Source organism: Paenibacillus sp. FSL M7-0896 (assembly GCF_037975415.1).
GTDB classification, from domain to species: Bacteria; Bacillota; Bacilli; order Paenibacillales; family Paenibacillaceae; genus Paenibacillus_AQ; species Paenibacillus_AQ silagei.
Genome location: NZ_CP150250.1, coordinates 7,368,915 through 7,383,219 on the forward strand (window position 1 = coordinate 7,368,915; position 14,305 = coordinate 7,383,219).

11 protein-coding genes and 3 rRNA genes are annotated in these 14,305 nt (G+C 52.4%); 13 read left to right on the forward strand and 1 reads right to left on the reverse strand.

What is annotated here, in order from left to right; all coding sequences use genetic code 11:
• The first annotated feature begins 154 nt into the window (after nt 1-154).
• The 5 genes from MKY12_RS32040 to MKY12_RS32060 all read left to right on the forward strand — a co-directional run bounded on the left by MKY12_RS32040 (nt 155) and on the right by MKY12_RS32060 (nt 7,292).
• Nucleotides 155-1,255: an HD-GYP domain-containing protein gene (locus MKY12_RS32040; RefSeq protein WP_036728078.1), complete on the forward strand. Its 1,101-nt coding sequence runs from the start codon at nt 155-157 to the stop codon at nt 1,253-1,255.
• A gap of 374 nt (nt 1,256-1,629) precedes the next feature.
• Nucleotides 1,630-3,190: ribosomal RNA gene (locus MKY12_RS32045) — 16S ribosomal RNA — on the forward strand.
• A gap of 298 nt (nt 3,191-3,488) precedes the next feature.
• Nucleotides 3,489-6,415 (forward strand): 23S ribosomal RNA (locus tag MKY12_RS32050).
• Nucleotides 6,416-6,492: 77 nt separating this feature from the next.
• Nucleotides 6,493-6,609 (forward strand): 5S ribosomal RNA (rrf, locus tag MKY12_RS32055).
• The 16S, 23S and 5S rRNA genes sit together here, the layout of an rRNA operon.
• 263 nt (nt 6,610-6,872) lie before the next feature.
• Nucleotides 6,873-7,292: a hypothetical protein gene (locus MKY12_RS32060; RefSeq protein WP_036723990.1), complete on the forward strand. Its 420-nt coding sequence runs from the start codon at nt 6,873-6,875 to the stop codon at nt 7,290-7,292.
• Nucleotides 7,293-7,378: 86 nt separating this feature from the next.
• Here MKY12_RS32060 and MKY12_RS32065 read toward each other — a convergent pair whose 3' ends face one another.
• Entirely contained in the window at nt 7,379-7,903 is a 525-nt protein-coding gene (locus MKY12_RS32065) for a hypothetical protein (RefSeq protein ID WP_036723988.1), read from the reverse strand.
• Nucleotides 7,904-8,113: 210 nt separating this feature from the next.
• Between MKY12_RS32065 and MKY12_RS32070 the strand changes: the two genes are divergently transcribed.
• From MKY12_RS32070 to yabA, 8 genes are all read left to right on the forward strand, one after another.
• Nucleotides 8,114-8,299 carry a sigma factor G inhibitor Gin gene (locus MKY12_RS32070; protein WP_076082751.1) on the forward strand — a complete coding sequence of 62 codons (186 nt, stop codon included), beginning with the start codon at nt 8,114-8,116 and terminating at the stop codon, nt 8,297-8,299.
• 215 nt (nt 8,300-8,514) lie between these two features.
• Nucleotides 8,515-10,344 (forward strand): aminotransferase class I/II-fold pyridoxal phosphate-dependent enzyme, encoded by a 1,830-nt coding sequence (locus MKY12_RS32075; protein ID WP_339312199.1) that lies wholly within the window; start codon nt 8,515-8,517, stop codon nt 10,342-10,344.
• Nucleotides 10,345-10,986 carry a dTMP kinase gene (gene tmk, locus MKY12_RS32080; protein ID WP_036723984.1) on the forward strand — a complete coding sequence of 214 codons (642 nt, stop codon included), beginning with the start codon at nt 10,345-10,347 and terminating at the stop codon, nt 10,984-10,986.
• Between the two features lie 114 nt (nt 10,987-11,100).
• The gene (locus MKY12_RS32085; protein WP_036723983.1) at nt 11,101-11,430 is read left to right on the forward strand and encodes a cyclic-di-AMP receptor; all 330 of its coding nucleotides are present in this window, start codon (nt 11,101-11,103) and stop codon (nt 11,428-11,430) included.
• A gap of 5 nt (nt 11,431-11,435) precedes the next feature.
• Nucleotides 11,436-11,879 carry a YaaR family protein gene (locus tag MKY12_RS32090; protein WP_036723982.1) on the forward strand — a complete coding sequence of 148 codons (444 nt, stop codon included), beginning with the start codon at nt 11,436-11,438 and terminating at the stop codon, nt 11,877-11,879.
• 16 nt (nt 11,880-11,895) lie between these two features.
• Nucleotides 11,896-12,870, forward strand: a complete 975-nt coding sequence (holB, locus tag MKY12_RS32095; RefSeq protein ID WP_036696363.1) for a DNA polymerase III subunit delta' — start codon at nt 11,896-11,898, stop codon at nt 12,868-12,870.
• 150 nt (nt 12,871-13,020) lie between these two features.
• Nucleotides 13,021-13,821 carry a stage 0 sporulation family protein gene (locus MKY12_RS32100; protein ID WP_036696365.1) on the forward strand — a complete coding sequence of 267 codons (801 nt, stop codon included), beginning with the start codon at nt 13,021-13,023 and terminating at the stop codon, nt 13,819-13,821.
• Nucleotides 13,822-13,852: 31 nt separating this feature from the next.
• The gene (yabA, locus tag MKY12_RS32105) at nt 13,853-14,215 is read left to right on the forward strand and encodes a DNA replication initiation control protein YabA (protein WP_036723981.1); all 363 of its coding nucleotides are present in this window, start codon (nt 13,853-13,855) and stop codon (nt 14,213-14,215) included.
• The last annotated feature ends 90 nt before the right edge of the window (nt 14,216-14,305 follow it).

Genomic DNA, 14,305 nt, shown 5'->3' on the forward strand with positions numbered 1-14,305 from the left:
AGAAGAGCATGGGTTTCTGATGTATAGAAATCCATGCTCTTTTTTTTATATCCTATCAACTGATGGACGGGGAATTCTCTATCTAGCCGCTTCCCGGGTTCCATACTATAATTAGAGCATCATAGGTGTCACCGACATAAAGGGGCTTGGGCTAATGCCAAACATATCCGTTGGAGAGATTAAAGCGGGTTCAAAGATTATAAAGGATGTAATTACTCCTTTAGGAGGAGTATTGTTCGGGAAGGGCAAAATCATTCTCCCCCGGGATATTGAGATTTTGCAGGCTTTTTTGATCGGACAGGTTGAGATTGAAGGGGCACAAGGGGAAGACAAATCGGCAGAGAGCGCTAAACCGGCAGTGAAGCAGCAAGCGGCTAAGGCGGGTGCTCTGATTAATGAGTCGGTGCTGGCCAAGAGTAATTCTCCGCTTCACGATGAGTATGAGAAAATGCTGGTGCTTATCAAGCAAAGCTACCGTGCAGCGGCCGCAGCGGCTCTTCCGATCTTCGAACTGCGGAGTCAACTGGAGCTGCTGATTACCCATTTGAAGGATTATCATGTCTTAAAGTTTGCGCCGCGTGTGCTGATTGACCAGGAATATAACTATCATAATGCGGTCTTGTCTGCCCTGACCTCCTATCGAATTGCCCAGTGGTGCGGATATCCGCAGAAGGACTGGATGCAGGCTGCTTTTGCCGGCTTGCTGCACGATATAGGTAACATTAAGGTAGACGAAGCGCTGCTGCAGAAGCCAACCCCTCTAAGCGGTGCAGAGATTGACGAGGTACGCAGGCACACTACATACGGTTATCAGCTGCTGCGCAATGTTACAGCCATTAACGAAGGGGTTAGACTCGCCGCCTTGCAGCACCATGAGAAGATAGATGGTTCAGGGTATCCACTTAGGCTGGATGGCAGCCAGATTCATTTCTACGCCAAGATAGTGGCAGTCGCCGATATCTTCCATGCCATGACGCTGGGAAAAGCCTACAGAAAGGCACAGTCGCCTTATCTGGTATTGGAGCAGCTGCAGAAGGAGAGCTTCGGGAAGCTCGATCCGGTAATCGTACAGACCTTCATTCAAAAGACGACAGACCTATATAACGGTACACGGATACGGCTCAGCGATGGGCGTCATGGGGAAATCATCTTTACCGATCGTAACAACCCGACAAGACCCATGGTTCAGGTTGAAGGAAATATCGTTAATCTGATCAATGAACGCGAGCTTCATATTCAAGAAATTATTGCTTAAGCACGCGGACAGAGGAGTAGAGCTATGCTAACTTGCTTGCCGGGTTAGGGGCCGGTTAGGGGAAGCGTAGCTTTAGATAATGATTTAGAAATAATGCTTGCATTGAATCTCTATACGTGATATATTCTATTTCTGGCCGCGAAACATCAAGTCCTGGCTCGAACAAGAAGTTAAAAAAGAGCTTGCATTGATCGGTTGGATGTGATATATTATAAGAGTTGCTGGTGACGACAACATCGACACTAACAACGAGCTTGATCTTTGAAAACTGAACAACGAGTGAGTATCTGGAAATCACTTCGGTGAGATCCAAAAATGAGAATGTAAATTCTCGTCAGATGTTTCAAAATGAGCAATCGCTCTTTCTAAATACCAATTTGGAGAGTTTGATCCTGGCTCAGGACGAACGCTGGCGGCATGCCTAATACATGCAAGTCGAGCGGAGTTTGAGAGGAAGCTTGCTTCCTTTCAGACTTAGCGGCGGACGGGTGAGTAACACGTAGGCAACCTGCCCTCAAGCCTGGGATAACTACCGGAAACGGTAGCTAATACCGGATAATTTCTTTTTTCTCCTGAGAGAAGAATGAAAGGCGGAGCAATCTGCTGCTTGGGGATGGGCCTGCGGCGCATTAGCTAGTTGGTGGGGTAACGGCCCACCAAGGCGACGATGCGTAGCCGACCTGAGAGGGTGAACGGCCACACTGGGACTGAGACACGGCCCAGACTCCTACGGGAGGCAGCAGTAGGGAATCTTCCGCAATGGGCGCAAGCCTGACGGAGCAATGCCGCGTGAGTGATGAAGGTTTTCGGATCGTAAAGCTCTGTTGCCAGGGAAGAACGTCCGGTAGAGTAACTGCTGCCGGAGTGACGGTACCTGAGAAGAAAGCCCCGGCTAACTACGTGCCAGCAGCCGCGGTAATACGTAGGGGGCAAGCGTTGTCCGGAATTATTGGGCGTAAAGCGCGCGCAGGCGGTTATTTAAGTCTGGTGTTTAAACCTTGGGCTCAACCTGAGGTCGCACTGGAAACTGGGTGACTTGAGTACAGAAGAGGAAAGTGGAATTCCACGTGTAGCGGTGAAATGCGTAGATATGTGGAGGAACACCAGTGGCGAAGGCGACTTTCTGGGCTGTAACTGACGCTGAGGCGCGAAAGCGTGGGGAGCAAACAGGATTAGATACCCTGGTAGTCCACGCCGTAAACGATGAGTGCTAGGTGTTAGGGGTTTCGATACCCTTGGTGCCGAAGTTAACACAGTAAGCACTCCGCCTGGGGAGTACGGTCGCAAGACTGAAACTCAAAGGAATTGACGGGGACCCGCACAAGCAGTGGAGTATGTGGTTTAATTCGAAGCAACGCGAAGAACCTTACCAGGTCTTGACATCCAACTAACGAAGCAGAGATGCATCAGGTGCCCTTCGGGGAAAGTTGAGACAGGTGGTGCATGGTTGTCGTCAGCTCGTGTCGTGAGATGTTGGGTTAAGTCCCGCAACGAGCGCAACCCTTGACTTTAGTTGCCAGCAGGTGAAGCTGGGCACTCTAGAGTGACTGCCGGTGACAAACCGGAGGAAGGTGGGGATGACGTCAAATCATCATGCCCCTTATGACCTGGGCTACACACGTACTACAATGGCCGGTACAACGGGAAGCGAAGCCGCGAGGTGGAGCCAATCCCAGCAAAGCCGGTCTCAGTTCGGATTGCAGGCTGCAACTCGCCTGCATGAAGTCGGAATTGCTAGTAATCGCGGATCAGCATGCCGCGGTGAATACGTTCCCGGGTCTTGTACACACCGCCCGTCACACCACGAGAGTTTACAACACCCGAAGTCGGTGGGGTAACCCGCAAGGGAGCCAGCCGCCGAAGGTGGGGTAGATGATTGGGGTGAAGTCGTAACAAGGTAGCCGTATCGGAAGGTGCGGCTGGATCACCTCCTTTCTATGGAGAATCGTTTCCTGCAACGGAAACATTCAAATCGGAAGCTTTGCTTCCACAATAGAACCCTTGGGTCGAATACTCACTCGTTGGTCAGTTTTGAGAGCTCAAACTCTCAAGTAACACTGTCTGTTATTCCGAACATCACAGCCGTGATTGTCCCGTAATAACAGCAACTTGATCCTTGAAAACTGGATACCGAAACGAATTTGCGTTTTAGAACATTCCTTTAAGCTGAACTTGTGTAAACAAGTTTCATATTAATGGCGATACTAGCGATTTTCCTTAGGGAAAACGCATTGGTTAAGCTACTAAGAGCACACGGAGGATGCCTAGGCGCCAGGAGCCGACGAAGGACGTGGCGAACAACGAAACTGCCTCGGGGAGCTGTAAGCAAGCTTTGATCCGGGGGTGTCCGAATGGGGAAACCCAGCTGTGGTAATTCGCAGTTACTCGTATCTGAATACATAGGATACGCAGAGGCAGACCAGGGGAACTGAAACATCTAAGTACCCTGAGGAAGAGAAAACAATAGTGATTCCGTCAGTAGCGGCGAGCGAACGCGGAACAGCCTAAACCAAGGGGCTTGCCTCTTGGGGTTGTGGGACGTCTCACATGGAGTTACAAAGGAATAGAGTAGGCGAAGAGGTCTGGAAAGGCCCGCGATAGAGGTAAAAGCCCTGTAGCCTAAACTGTGTTCTCTCCGAGACGGATCCCGAGTAGTGCGGGGCACGTGAAACCCCGTATGAATCCAGCAGGACCATCTGCTAAGGCTAAATACTACCTGGCGACCGATAGTGAAACAGTACCGTGAGGGAAAGGTGAAAAGCACCCCGGAAGGGGAGTGAAATAGAACCTGAAACCGTGTGCTTACAAAAAGTCAGAGCCCTCTTTATGGGTGATGGCGTGCCTTTTGTAGAATGAACCGGCGAGTTACGTTTAACATGCAAGGTTAAGGTGAGAAGCCGGAGCCGCAGCGAAAGCGAGTCTGAATAGGGCGATTTAGTATGTGGACGTAGACCCGAAACCGTGTGATCTACCCCTGTCCAGGGTGAAGGTGCGGTAACACGCACTGGAGGCCCGAACCCACGCATGTTGAAAAATGCGGGGATGAGGTGGGGGTAGCGGAGAAATTCCAATCGAACTCGGAGATAGCTGGTTCTCCCCGAAATAGCTTTAGGGCTAGCCTCGGTGAATGGAGTGGTGGAGGTAGAGCACTGATTGGGTGCGGGGCCCGCAAGGGTTACCAAGCTCAGTCAAACTCCGAATGCCATTTACTTCTTGCCGGGAGTCAGACAGTGAGTGCTAAGATCCATTGTCAAAAGGGAAACAGCCCAGACCATCAGCTAAGGTCCCCAAGTGTGTGTTAAGTGGGAAAGGATGTGGAGTTGCACAGACAACCAGGATGTTGGCTTAGAAGCAGCCACCATTGAAAGAGTGCGTAATAGCTCACTGGTCGAGTGACTCTGCGCCGAAAATGTAACGGGGCTAAACACACCACCGAAGCTATGGCTAGATGCTTTGCATCTGGGGTAGGGGAGCGTTGTGTAGGGGTTGAAGGTGTACCGTAAGGAGCGCTGGACACTACACAAGTGAGAATGCCGGTATGAGTAACGAAAAGATCAGTGAGAATCTGATCCGCCGAAAGCCCAAGGTTTCCTGAGGAAGGCTCGTCCGCTCAGGGTAAGTCGGGACCTAAGGCGAGGCCGACAGGCGTAGTCGAAGGACAACAGTTTGAAATTACTGTACCACCGTAATCCGCTATGAGCGATGGGGTGACGCAGGAGGGTAGTGACGCGGACTGATGGATGTCCGTCTAAGCAGTGAGGCTGGTGTGCAGGCAAATCCGCACATCGTAAGGCTGGGCTGTGATGGGGAGCGAAAATTATAGTAGCGAAGGTCATGATCTCACACTGCCAAGAAAAGCCTCTAGCCAGGAGAAGGTGCCCGTACCGCAAACCGACACAGGTAGGCGAGAAGAGAATTCTAAGGCGCGCGGAAGAACTCTCGTTAAGGAACTCGGCAAAATGACCCCGTAACTTCGGGAGAAGGGGTGCCTCGGTAGGGTGAATAGCCCGAGGGGGCCGCAGTGAAAAGGCCCAAGCGACTGTTTAGCAAAAACACAGGTCTGTGCGAAGCCGTAAGGCGAAGTATACGGGCTGACGCCTGCCCGGTGCTGGAAGGTTAAGGGGAGCGGTTAGGGGTTAAACCCGAAGCTGTGAACCGAAGCCCCAGTAAACGGCGGCCGTAACTATAACGGTCCTAAGGTAGCGAAATTCCTTGTCAGGTAAATTCTGACCCGCACGAATGGCGTAACGACTTGGGCGCTGTCTCAACGAGAGATCCGGTGAAATTTTAATACCTGTGAAGATGCAGGTTACCCGCGACAAGACGGAAAGACCCCATGGAGCTTTACTGCAGCTTGATATTGAATTTGGGTACGATCTGTACAGGATAGGTGGGAGCCGTGGAGGCAGGAGCGCAAGCTTCTGCGGAGGCGCCGTTGGGATACCACCCTGATCGTATCTAGGTTCTAACCTAGTGCCCTTATCGGGTACGGGGACCGTGTCAGGCGGGCAGTTTGACTGGGGCGGTCGCCTCCTAAAGAGTAACGGAGGCGTTCAAAGGTTCCCTCAGAATGGTTGGAAATCATTCGCAGAGTGCAAAGGCATAAGGGAGCTTGACTGCGAGACCTACAAGTCGAGCAGGGACGAAAGTCGGACTTAGTGATCCGGTGGTACCGCATGGAAGGGCCATCGCTCAACGGATAAAAGCTACCCTGGGGATAACAGGCTTATCTCCCCCAAGAGTCCACATCGACGGGGAGGTTTGGCACCTCGATGTCGGCTCATCGCATCCTGGGGCTGAAGTAGGTCCCAAGGGTTGGGCTGTTCGCCCATTAAAGCGGTACGCGAGCTGGGTTCAGAACGTCGTGAGACAGTTCGGTCCCTATCTGTCGTGGGCGCAGGAAATTTGAGAGGAGCTGTCCTTAGTACGAGAGGACCGGGATGGACGTACCGCTGGTGCATCAGTTGTTCCGCCAGGAGCATGGCTGAGTAGCTACGTACGGACGGGATAAGCGCTGAAAGCATCTAAGCGTGAAGCCCCCTCAAGATGAGATTTCCCAGTATGTAAGACCCCTTGAAGACGACGAGGTAGATAGGTTGGAGGTGGAAGTGCAGCAATGCATGGAGCTGACCAATACTAATCGGTCGAGGGCTTATCCAAATTTCTAACACGCAGGTTCGTTTCGGATTCAGTTTTCAGGAATCAATTTCCTGAAGCATTTACGCTGTAAATGCCCGTTTGGTGGCGATAGCGGAGGGGTTCCACACGTACCCATCCCGAACACGACCGTTAAGCCCTCCAGCGCCGATGGTACTTGGACCGAAGGGTCCTGGGAGAGTAGGACGTTGCCAAGCACACATGAGCCATTGTCGAATTGTCGACAATGGCTTTTTTGTATACCCGCATATATAAAAAGCGGGAAGGAGTGCGGTATTTTATTATAAAAACGCTTACAAACGAGTGACATTTTTGTTACCGACGAGGCGATGGTTCCAAGTATAATGGAAAAGTGCAATAAATAAGCAAAAGCCTTAATACGAATGAACTACGTATAAATTCTATCTTGGAATTTTCTTGCGTCTTTAGATGCATGGTAGAGGTAAGGAGGATTTAAGGTATGAAGCGAACTCAACCTTTGTGGATATTAGTTATTCTTTGTATAGTCGGAGTAATGCTGGCGGGTTGCGGAACGAAGGAGCCGGCTTGGGATACTTTTAACGGTGCACTTAATGAGGAAGACTTCCCCGTTCCCAAAGAGGCAAGCTCACCCGACAGAACAACTACAAATGTAGCCATGGACTATGTACGGTATTCCTTGCCGGGGTTGAAGGAGAAGAAAGGCGTGCCGGAGCCTTATCTTGCAGCCATTAAAGCGTGGGGCTGGGAAGAGCAGGAACAGAAAGCAGACGATTCCGGGAGCTCCCGTGTTTTTCAGAAAGAAGGACTTATTGTACACCTGACCGTGCATGATGACTATTTTATCGTGATGATTCCGAAGGAAAAGAAGGTTACAACCAAAGGCTTGAAGAACAGATAAAAAATCGCCGTCCGGTTATGGATGGCGATTTTTTGTGTGAGCATGCTTGGCCGCTTAAATACAGCGCTATGTATATCTGGTTGGGATTACTGGGCGTAATAAGAGGCGTCTGCCGCATTGAACTTGAGCATCCCGTCTTTGCCTACACTTGTTAACCGCAGCAGCGCATACAGACGGGGTAGCAGCAGCCACAGGTGGCATACCGCAAGCGAAACCGTGAAGGCTGGCGGAGCCCAGACGATGAAGAGTGCGGCTATACAAAGACCGATCCAGAGGTTATGCAGCTGTACGGTACGGAAGATGCCGTAATTGATATATTGATCGGGCATGTAACCGGGCCAGGGCAGGCGCAGGGATAATCTCCAGCGTTTGGCGATAGGGTGTCCGCTAATCAGCAGCACAGAGCGTGAGATGACATACTGAATCCACAGCATGACAGGTCCGGCTATAATCATGAACAGAACACTAAGCCAGGAGAGAAAGACACTTTCGAGCACAAGGCATATAAAGGGCAGGGTGATATAGACCCGCAGCAGGAATGCTGTAATAGTAATTTTTTTGATAAGCTTGTATTGATAGAATGTAGCGGCACCTTTGGTGTTTGGTTCCATACCTGGAATTCGGACCTCCTCGCAAGTTCTCTTGTTATTATTATCGGCCTGCTCCTGCGTTTTATTAAACAACGGGCTCAGATTCACCGAATGGGCAGCGGGCGAATATATATATTTTAGGCTATGAAGGATTAGGAAAAAACTATGAAAAGGTTTAAAATGATAGAAGGTGTAGCATACTGTTCTTAAAAGAGTCAAGGTGGGATGAAAATGGAACAGCAAACCGGGCAGGCCTGCATTATCTGCGGGCAGCAAAAGGAAGAAGGCATTGTGATTGTCTCGCACTTCATCTGTGAGGACTGTGAGAGTGAGATGGTGCGTACGGAGGCTGAGGATGTGAAGTACAACTTTTTCATTAACCGGATGAAGAAGATCAATCTGCGTATGCATGCTTAATGTTCGAATTGCAGTACCTGTAACAAGCAACATATAAAGAGCGGGCGGTGAATCTGTGTCGCGTTGGCTGCAAATACAAGGTTCTTCTTAACGGCTTCTCCGCCCTGACCGGGTGAGGGAAGCCGTTTTATTGCGTGCAATCCTTTGCGGAAGTGATAGGCGTTTGGGTGCATTTGCGTTAAAATAGAAGGTAACCCCCAGGGGAGGAAGAATCTATGGACAAGCTACAGCCTGGCAGGGCACCTGTATACGAAATGCTGGAACAATATAGACATAAGGGTAATATATCTTATCATGTGCCGGGTCACAAGAACGGGGAGGCTTACCGGAGTACTGTCAGTGCAGAGAGTGCGGGGTATCTCACGGAAGTGATGCGTTACGATGTGACGGAGATTACCGGAACGGATGACCTTCATCATCCGGGAGGGGTAATAAGGGAAGCCCAGGAGCTGGCAGCCGATTGTTACGGCGCGGAGGAGAGTTATATGCTGGTGGGCGGAAGCACCGCGGGTAATCTGGCTCTGATCCTGACGGTCTGTTCTGAGCCCGGAAGTTTGCTTATTCTGCAGCGCAACGTCCACAAGTCCGTGATCCATGGACTGATGCTGGCGGGAGCACGTGCAGTCTTCCTGGAGCCGCAGATCGACCCGGGCAGCGGCCTTGCGGTGGCACCGTCTGCTGAGACGGTGCAGGCGGCGCTGGCCGCTTACCCGGAGGCTGCCGGGGTCCTAGTCACCATGCCGAATTACTACGGCATGGGCAGTGACCTAGCGCCCCTCGCGCAGGCTTGTCATACCAGCGGCGTTCCGCTGCTGGTTGATGAGGCGCACGGGGCGCATTACGGGCAGCACCCGGCGCTTCCGGCCGGGGCGCTTGCCGGGGGCGCGGACGGCGTGGTGCAGTCCACGCATAAGATGCTGACGGCGCTGACGATGGGCGCCATGCTGCATGTGCAAGGGCCATGGCTGGACCGCGCGCTGCTGCGGCAGCGCCTGGCCATGGTGCAGAGCTCCAGCCCATCCTACCCCGTGATGGCTTCGCTCGATCTGGCCCGGCGCCTGCTGCACAGCCAGGGCGCCGGTGCCTTCACGGCGGGGCTCGCCGCCGTGGATGTCCTGCGGCGCGGCCTGGCGGCGCTGCCGCGCTTCGGGCTGCTGCAACCAGCGCAGCCGCAGCAGGCTGTCTGCGGCGAGGCGGGCGCCGCAGGAGTGAATACGCCGCCGCTGCGCGGGGCGGCGTACGTGACCCAGGACCCCTTCAAGGCGGTCATATATGACGCCGCGGGGGTCCTGGGGGGCTTCGAGCTGCAGCGCAGGCTCGAAGAGAGGGGAATCGTGCCGGAGATGAGCGACGACCGGCACGTGGTTCTGGCCTTCAGCCTCGGCTCGAAGGCTGAGGAGGCAGCTGCGCTGCTGACAGCGCTGCAGGACATTGCAGCGCAGACCTCCTTGGCAGCGCCGCAGACAGGCGGGAGCGCATCTCCCTCAGACCTTGAACCTACCACTGGCGCCGATCATGTCACTGGCCCTGAACCTACTGCTGGATCTGATCATATCTCTGATCTTGAACCTGTCTCCGGCCTAGATCTTACCGCTGATTCCGGTCCTGGCCAGTCTACTTACTCAGACACTGCCGCAGCTCCCGCTCCCCAAGGCGGAGAATCCTTCTCCAGCGCACGGACCGCAGCCCAGGCAGCGTCATATAATAGCAGAGAAGGGGAATCAACCTTCCCGGGTCATATTTCCACGTGGAACAATTTCGATATTCCGGCAGTATCGGCTCCGGTCGCGTTCTCTATCCGGCCGGTGGCTGCCGGGGAGACAGAGAGTATAGAGCTTGAGGCAAGCGCGGGCAGGATTGCGGCAGAGATGGTTATTCCCTATCCGCCAGGCATCCCGCTCTTATATCCCGGAGAGAGCATTACAGCGTCTGTCTGTGACAGGCTGATCCGTCTGAGAATAGGCGGGGCGAAATTTCAGGCCTGTGCTGATCCGGCCTTACAGCATATTATGGTATACAACATTCAGAAGGGCGGAGAAGCATAAGTGAAGCGAGAAGGATTCTTCATTACACTGGAGGGAGGCGACGGCTCCGGCAAAACAACCGTACTGGGCAGGGTGGCAGCTTATCTGCAGAACCACTCCATGCCCTATTTAATCACCCGCGAACCGGGAGGGATTGAGATTGCCGAGAAGATCCGCTCTATTATCCTCGACCCGGCGCATACGGCTATGGATGCCCGGACAGAGGCACTCCTGTATGCGGCGGCAAGAAGCCAGCATCTGGCGGAGGTGGTCGAGCCTGCCTTGCAGGAGGGAATTACCGTGCTCTGCGACCGTTTTGTAGACAGCAGTCTGGTCTATCAAGGGTACGCCAGAGGGCTTGGCATCGAAGAGGTGAGGGGGATTAACCGGTTTGCGACTGGCGGGAGAATGCCCGATCTTACCTTTTACCTGGATGTAGATCCTGAGGTGGGCCTGTCCCGGATAGCGGCCAATCAGAACCGGGAAGTGAACCGGCTGGATCTGGAGAGCCTGGAGTTTCATCAGAAGGTGCGGGCGGGCTATGAACTGGTAACCAGCTCTGATCCGCAGCGGATTGTGGTGCTTGATGCGGGTCGTCCCATCCATATGGTGGAGCAGGATATTGTACGTGTACTGAAGGACAGGATATTAAAGGATTTCTAAGGTGTTTTGTCAAATAAACAATAGAGGTATAATGATTGAACAGGGCTTCTCCGCAGATTGAATCAATGTTGTGCGGATAGCCTGTGAACATAACTAATAGGAGGGGATACGAAGATGAATTTGATCATTGCAATTATCCAGGATAAAGACAGCAACCGGCTATCCAGTGAACTGGTGAAGGCGAACTTCCGTGCCACCAAGCTGGCCAGTACAGGCGGATTTCTCCGTGCGGGTAACACTACCTTTTTGATTGGGGTAGATGATATTCAGGTAGACGCCGTACTCAGTGTAATCCGTAACAGCTGCAAAGTACGCGAGCAACTGGTCACTCCGGTCACGCCGATGAGCGGCACGACAGATTCCTATTTGCCGCTTCCTGTTGAAGTGCAGGTGGGCGGAGCTACCGTATTCGTACTTCCCGTCGATCGTTTCGAGCATTATTGAGCATAATGAAGATCAACCCGGGCTACAGGCCCTTAAAAAGCGAAATGCTGACCACGGAGGCTGAGAGGCGTCCGGTCCAGCAAAAAAACTTCAACGATGTATTTCAACAGCAAAGCCAGCAGAAAACTATAGATGAGTTGAACCGTCAGATCAAAGATATCCAGCTGCAAGGCGACCGGCTCTCCAAATCCATGACTGTGCGTGAGCTATCCATCTACCGGAACCTGATCAAACGGTTTCTGGAGGAGACGGCCCGCCGCGGAGTGATCCTGAAGGATACCAAGGGCTGGGACCGGCGGGGCCGCGGCAAACGCTACAAGCTGCTCGAAGAGGTTGATGCCGCTCTGCTGAATATGGCAGATGATCTGCTGGACAGCGAGCAGGGCCGGATCGATCTCCTGGGACGGGTTGGAGAGATCCGCGGGCTGCTGATTAACCTTTCTTTCTGACAACTTGGAGGAATATATGTCTTTTCATGAACTATTAGGCCAGGAGGACGCCAAGCGGCTGCTTCAGAATGCCCTACGCAAGGATGCTGTCAGCCATGCCTATCTGTTCACGGGTCCGGCAGGCAGCGGGCAGGTGAAGATGGCTTTGACGTTCGCCCAGGCGATATTCTGTACCGCCAGCAAGGATGATGCCTGCGGAGAGTGCCTGGAATGCCGCAAGGTGGAGCATGGCAATCATCCTGATTTAACGCTGCTGCGCCCCGATGGGGCGAGCATTAAGATCGATCAGATTCGTGAACTTCAGCGTGTTTTTTCCTACCGCTCGGAAGGAATTAACCCGAAGGTTTATATTATAGAAGGAGCGGACAAAATGACGGTGCAAGCCGCGAATAGTCTGCTGAAATTCCTGGAGGAGCCGCCGGCCCCTGCGGTAGGCATTCTCATCTCCGATAACAGCAGTTCCCTGCTCCCGACGATCCAGTCCAGAACCCAGCGCATTCCGTTTAGCCCGCTCCATCCGGATATTATGCTTCAGGCGCTGTCCGGTGAAGGGGTTCCGGTGCCGCTGGCACGGTGCGCGGTGTCGCTGACTGCCGGTCTTGACGGCTGCAGGGAACTTTTGGCACAGAATTGGTTTGCAGAAATGAGAAATCTAGTGTTACAATTAGCGAAGGAGTCTCTGGGCAAGGGCAGCACTGCGGTAGCAACCGCGGGTTCGAAGCTGTTCAAGACCGGACTTGGTGAACATTTGGACACTCTATTCAGCATGTTCCACTTATGGTTCAAAGATATGCTCTACTTCCTGTACCGAAAGCACGAAAGTATCGTTTTCATAGATCAGTTAGACTTTATTTCGAGGGCTGCCCGTCAGAGGAGTACGCAGCAGTGGGTGGCTTATATGGAATATGCGGCGGAGAGCAAGCGGAAGCTGCGTTCCAATGCCAATGCCCAGCTGTGTCTGGAGCAGTTTTTAATCCGGCTGGAAAGCTAGAGGCTCGGGTTATTTATAATAGATCCTCCGGGATATAATCCTCAGCACCTGGAAAGACCGGGTATAGCGGACGAGGAAGGACAAGCATGGATCATCAGGGAAGCAGTCTTGCTTAAGGGTTCCTTTACCGTCAAACAAGGGGGTTAATTTTTGTACAGCGTAGTAGGTGTCCGCTTCAAAAAAGCGGGTAAAATATATTATTTCGATCCGCTTGATTTCCCGATTGAACGCGATCAATGCGTTATTGTCGAGACTGCAAGAGGGGTCGAATACGGTAAGGTTGTCGTTGGCAAAAAAGAGGTGCAGGAAGCTGACGTTGTACTGCCGCTCAAGAAAGTCATGCGCATTGCCGGTGAAACCGACGCGCGCGTGGTGGAAGAGAACAAGGGTGCAGCGAAGGATGCTTTCACCACCTGTTTAAATAAAATCCGCGATCATGGCCTCAAAATGAAGCTGGTGGATGTGGAGTTTACGTTTGACCGCAACAAGATTATTTTCTACTTTACGGCCGAGGGCCGCGTGGATTTCCGCGAGCTGGTGAAGGACCTGGCCAGTATTTTCCGTACCCGCATTGAGCTCCGGCAGATTGGTGTGCGGGATGAAGCCAAGATGCTGGGCGGATTAGGCCCATGCGGACGGGTGCTCTGCTGCTCCTCCTGGCTTGGTGATTTCGAGCCGGTGTCCATCAAGATGGCGAAGGATCAGAATCTGTCGCTTAACCCGACCAAGATCTCGGGATTATGCGGACGGCTGATGTGTTGTCTGAAGTTTGAGCATGATAATTATGAGAGCACGAAGGAAGAAATGCCGGCTGTAGGCAAAATGGTCGTTACTTCACTGGGTGACGGCAAGGTAGTCGGTATCAATGCCGGCAGCCGCACGGTTCATGTGCAGCTGTTTGAAGTGGGCAAAGTTAAAGAACTTCCAATGGATGATGTTGTCGTCAAGTAAACCATTATAAGGTTACTTTCGGGGTGGAAACTTGGAGAAGAAAAATATATTTGCACACATGCAGGAGATGGAAGCGCAGATGGATGAAATGCGCACCACTCTGGGCGATTGGAAGCAGACGGTCAAAGAGCTGATGGAAGCGAATCAGAAGCTGAGTCTGGAGAACGAGCAACTTCGTATCATATTGAAAAGGGAAGCGCCTGTAGATAAGGCCGCACTGTCTGCGGAGGCGGAGGCTATACTTGCTGCCGAAGGGAAAGAGGAGGTTGTCGGGGAAGGCTACGATAATCTGGCCCGGCTGTATCACGAAGGCTTCCACATCTGCAATGTCTACTTTGGGCATTTGCGGACGGAAGGGGATTGTCTGTTCTGCCTTTCTTTTCTTAATAAATGAGGATATCCAGCCGTAGGAGATTGTCGCCTACGGTTTTTTTGAATGTAAGGCTATGCTTCCGAAGCATACGCTCAACAAAAACTTTTAGGA

Bases quoted from the DNA above. Each gene is read 5' to 3' on its own strand.
- MKY12_RS32040 (WP_036728078.1), top strand. From the start codon at position 155: ATGCCAAACATATCCGTTGGAGAGATTAAAGCGGGTTCAAAGATTATA.
- MKY12_RS32060 (WP_036723990.1), top strand. From the start codon at position 6,873: ATGAAGCGAACTCAACCTTTGTGGATATTAGTTATTCTTTGTATAGTC.
- MKY12_RS32065 (WP_036723988.1), bottom strand. From the start codon at position 7,903: ATGGAACCAAACACCAAAGGTGCCGCTACATTCTATCAATACAAGCTT.
- MKY12_RS32070 (WP_076082751.1), top strand. From the start codon at position 8,114: ATGGAACAGCAAACCGGGCAGGCCTGCATTATCTGCGGGCAGCAAAAG.
- MKY12_RS32075 (WP_339312199.1), top strand. From the start codon at position 8,515: ATGGACAAGCTACAGCCTGGCAGGGCACCTGTATACGAAATGCTGGAA.
- MKY12_RS32085 (WP_036723983.1), top strand. From the start codon at position 11,101: ATGAATTTGATCATTGCAATTATCCAGGATAAAGACAGCAACCGGCTA.
- MKY12_RS32090 (WP_036723982.1), top strand. From the start codon at position 11,436: ATGAAGATCAACCCGGGCTACAGGCCCTTAAAAAGCGAAATGCTGACC.
- holB (WP_036696363.1), top strand. From the start codon at position 11,896: ATGTCTTTTCATGAACTATTAGGCCAGGAGGACGCCAAGCGGCTGCTT.